At 70.9% G+C, this 3402-nt stretch carries 3 protein-coding genes; all 3 read left to right on the top strand.

The genetic code is table 11. The features are described 5' to 3' along the window. Positions 1-89: 89 nt before the first annotated feature. Genes deoC through ACFWZ5_RS45705 form a run of 3 tightly spaced genes read left to right on the top strand, consistent with a single transcriptional unit; the run spans position 90 to position 3392 of the window. Positions 90-1067 (top strand): deoxyribose-phosphate aldolase, encoded by a 978-nt coding sequence (deoC, locus tag ACFWZ5_RS45715; RefSeq protein WP_384806550.1) that lies wholly within the window; start codon positions 90-92, stop codon positions 1065-1067. Next, the gene (locus tag ACFWZ5_RS45710; protein WP_384806548.1) at positions 1067-2503 is read left to right on the top strand and encodes an aldehyde dehydrogenase family protein; all 1437 of its coding nucleotides are present in this window, start codon (positions 1067-1069) and stop codon (positions 2501-2503) included. Before deoC ends, ACFWZ5_RS45710 begins: the two co-directional genes overlap by 1 nt. Continuing rightward, positions 2496-3392 (top strand): aldehyde dehydrogenase family protein, encoded by an 897-nt coding sequence (locus ACFWZ5_RS45705; RefSeq protein ID WP_384806547.1) that lies wholly within the window; start codon positions 2496-2498, stop codon positions 3390-3392. The genes ACFWZ5_RS45710 and ACFWZ5_RS45705 overlap by 8 nt, the downstream gene beginning before the upstream one ends. Positions 3393-3402: the final 10 nt, after the last annotated feature.

The following is a 3402-nucleotide window of genomic DNA, read 5'->3' as shown; positions in this document are numbered from 1 at the left end:
CCCAGGCCTGGGGCGCCCCGCGAGGGCCCCAGGCCCGCCCCCACCCCTGTACAGGCCGCTACGCGCGTAGATATGCTCCCCTCGTGACTATGCCGACGACGACACCACCCCCAGGGGCAGCCGCAACGACCGGCACCCCCTACGCCGACGTCACGGCGTCGGCGGCCACCCTCCGCCGCTTCCTCCACGGCCTCCCGGGCGTGGACGCGGTCGGCCTGGAAGCCCGCGCCGCCGCACTCGGAACGCGCTCGATCAAGGCCTCGGCGAAGGCGTACGCCATCGACCTGGCCATCTCGATGATCGACCTGACGACCCTGGAGGGCGCCGACACCCCGGGCAAGGTCCGCGCGCTCGGCGCGAAGGCCGTCAACCCGGACCCGACGGACCGCACGACGCCCCGCACGGCGGCCGTCTGCGTCTACCCGGACATGGTGGCCACGGCGAAGGAGGCCGTCGCGGGCACGGACGTGAAGGTCGCCTCGGTCGCGACCGCGTTCCCCGCGGGCCGCGCCGCCCTCGACGTGAAGCTGGCCGACGTCCGCGACGCGGTGGCCGCGGGCGCGGACGAGATCGACATGGTCATCGACCGGGGCGCGTTCCTCGCGGGCGACTACATGAAGGTGTACGACGAGATCGTCGCCGTGAAGGAGGCCTCGGGCGCGGCCCGCCTGAAGGTCATCTTCGAGACCGGCGAGCTGTCGACGTACGACAACATCCGCCGCGCGAGCTGGATCGGCATGCTCGCGGGTGCGGACTTCATCAAGACGTCGACGGGCAAGGTGGGAGTGAACGCGACCCCCGCGAACACCCTCCTGATGCTCGAAGCCGTCCGCGACTTCCGCGCGCAGACCGGCGTCCAGGTGGGCGTGAAGCCGGCCGGCGGCATCCGCACCTCCAAGGACGCCGTCAAGTTCCTGGTCCTCGTCAACGAGACGGCGGGCGAGGACTGGCTGGACAACCAATGGTTCCGCTTCGGCGCGTCCAGCCTCCTGAACGACCTGCTGATGCAGCGCCAGAAGCTGGCCACCGGCCGCTACTCCGGCCCCGACTACGTGACGGTGGACTGATCACCATGGCATTCGAATACGCACCGGCCCCCGAATCCCGCGCAGTCGTCGACATCGCCCCCTCCTACGGCCTGTTCATCGACGGCGAGTTCACCGAGGCGGCGGACGGCAAGGTCTTCAAGTCCGTCTCCCCGTCGACCGAGGAGGTCCTCTCCGAGGTCGCGCAGGCGGGCTCGGCGGACGTGGACCGCGCCGTGAAGGCGGCCCGCAAGGCCTTCGAGAAGTGGTCGGCCCTGCCGGGCTCCGAGCGCGCGAAGTACCTGTTCCGCATCGCCCGGATCATCCAGGAGCGCAGCCGCGAGCTCGCCGTCCTGGAGACCCTCGACAACGGCAAGCCGATCAAGGAGACCCGCGACGCGGACCTCCCCCTGGTCGCCGCGCACTTCTTCTACTACGCGGGCTGGGCGGACAAGCTCGACCACGCGGGCTACGGCCCGAACCCGAAGCCCCTCGGTGTCGCGGGCCAGGTCATCCCCTGGAACTTCCCGCTCCTGATGCTGGCCTGGAAGATCGCCCCGGCCCTCGCGACGGGCAACACGGTGGTCCTGAAGCCCGCCGAGACGACCCCCCTCTCGGCGCTCTTCTTCGCGGACATCTGCCGCCAGGCGGGCCTGCCGAAGGGCGTCGTCAACATCCTTCCCGGATACGGCGACGCGGGCGCGGCCCTGACCGCCCACGCGGACGTGAACAAGGTCGCCTTCACCGGCTCCACGGCCGTCGGCAAGGAGATCGCCCGCACGGTGGCGGGCACGGACAAGAAGCTCACGCTGGAGCTGGGCGGCAAGGGCGCCAACATCGTCTTCGACGACGCCCCGATCGACCAGGCCGTCGAGGGCATCGTCACGGGCATCTTCTTCAACCAGGGCCAGGTCTGCTGCGCCGGCAGCCGCCTCCTGGTCCAGGAGTCGATCCAGGACGAGCTCCTCGACTCCCTCAAGCGCCGCCTGTCGACCCTCCGCCTGGGCGACCCGCTGGACAAGAACACCGACATCGGCGCGATCAACTCCGCCGAGCAGCTGGCCCGCATCACCGCGCTCGCGGAGACGGGCGAGGCCGAGGGCGCGGAGCGCTGGAGCGCCCCCTGCGAGCTCCCCTCCGCCGGCTACTGGTTCGCCCCGACGCTCTTCACGAACGTCACGCAGGCGCACACCATCGCCCGCGACGAGATCTTCGGCCCGGTCCTGTCCGTCCTCACCTTCCGCACCCCGGAAGAGGCCGTGGCCAAGGCCAACAACACGCAGTACGGCCTGTCGGCGGGCATCTGGACGGAGAAGGGCTCGCGCATCCTCGCGGTCGCGAACAAGCTCCGCGCCGGGGTCGTCTGGGCCAACACGTTCAACAAGTTCGACCCGACCTCGCCGTTCGGCGGCTACAAGGAGTCGGGCTTCGGCCGCGAGGGCGGCCGCCACGGCCTGGAGGCGTACCTCGATGTCTGAGAACCGCTTGAGTGTGCTCAAGACCTACAAGCTGTACGTGGGCGGAAAGTTCCCGCGTTCTGAGAGCGGCCGGGTGTACGAGGTGACGGACTCGAAGAACAACTGGCTGGCGAACGCCCCCCTCTCCTCCCGCAAGGACGCGCGGGACGCGGTCGTGGCGGCGCGCAAGGCGTTCGGCGGCTGGTCGGGCGCGACGGCGTTTCTGCGCGGCCAGATCCTCTACCGCGTGGCCGAGATGCTGGAGGGCCGCCGCGAGCAGTTCGTGCGCGAGGTCGCCGACGCGGAGGGCCTGTCGAAGTCCAAGGCGGCGGCCGTCGTGGACGCGGCGATCGACCGCTGGGTCTGGTACGCGGGCTGGACGGACAAGATCGCCCAGGTCGTGGGCGGGGCGAACCCGGTCGCGGGCCCGTTCTTCAACCTCTCGACCCCCGAGCCCACGGGCGTGGTGGCCGTGGTCGCCCCCCAGGAGTCCTCGTTCCTGGGCCTGGTCTCGGTCATCGCCCCGGCGATCGCCACCGGCAACACCACGGTCGTCATCGCCTCCGAGAAGGCCCCGCTCCCGGCCCTCTCCCTCGGCGAGGTCCTGGCCACGTCCGACCTGCCGGGCGGCGTGGTCAACATCCTCAGCGGCAAGGCCGCGGAGCTCGCGGCCCCGCTCGCCGCCCACCAGGACGTCAACGCCCTGGACCTCACGGGCGTGGCGGACGCCGACCTGGCGAAGGACCTGGAGATCGCCGCGGCCGACAACCTGAAGCGCGTTGTCCGTCCACAGCCTGTGGACACCGACTTCACGTCGGCCCCGGGCACGGAGCGCCTGACGGCGTTCCTCGAAACGAAGACGGTCTGGCACCCGACGGGCTCCCTGGGCGCGTCGGGCTCCGCGTACTGACCCATCGAGC

The sequence above is a fragment of the Streptomyces sp. NPDC059003 genome, assembly GCF_042740445.1.
Classification (GTDB): domain Bacteria; phylum Actinomycetota; class Actinomycetes; order Streptomycetales; family Streptomycetaceae; genus Streptomyces.
Note: the sequence above shows the minus strand (reverse complement) of the source record. Positions and strands in the feature narration are given on the sequence as shown.

Bases quoted from the DNA above. Each gene is read 5' to 3' on its own strand.
- deoC (WP_384806550.1), top strand. From the start codon at position 90: ATGCCGACGACGACACCACCCCCAGGGGCAGCCGCAACGACCGGCACC.
- ACFWZ5_RS45705 (WP_384806547.1), top strand. From the start codon at position 2,496: ATGTCTGAGAACCGCTTGAGTGTGCTCAAGACCTACAAGCTGTACGTG.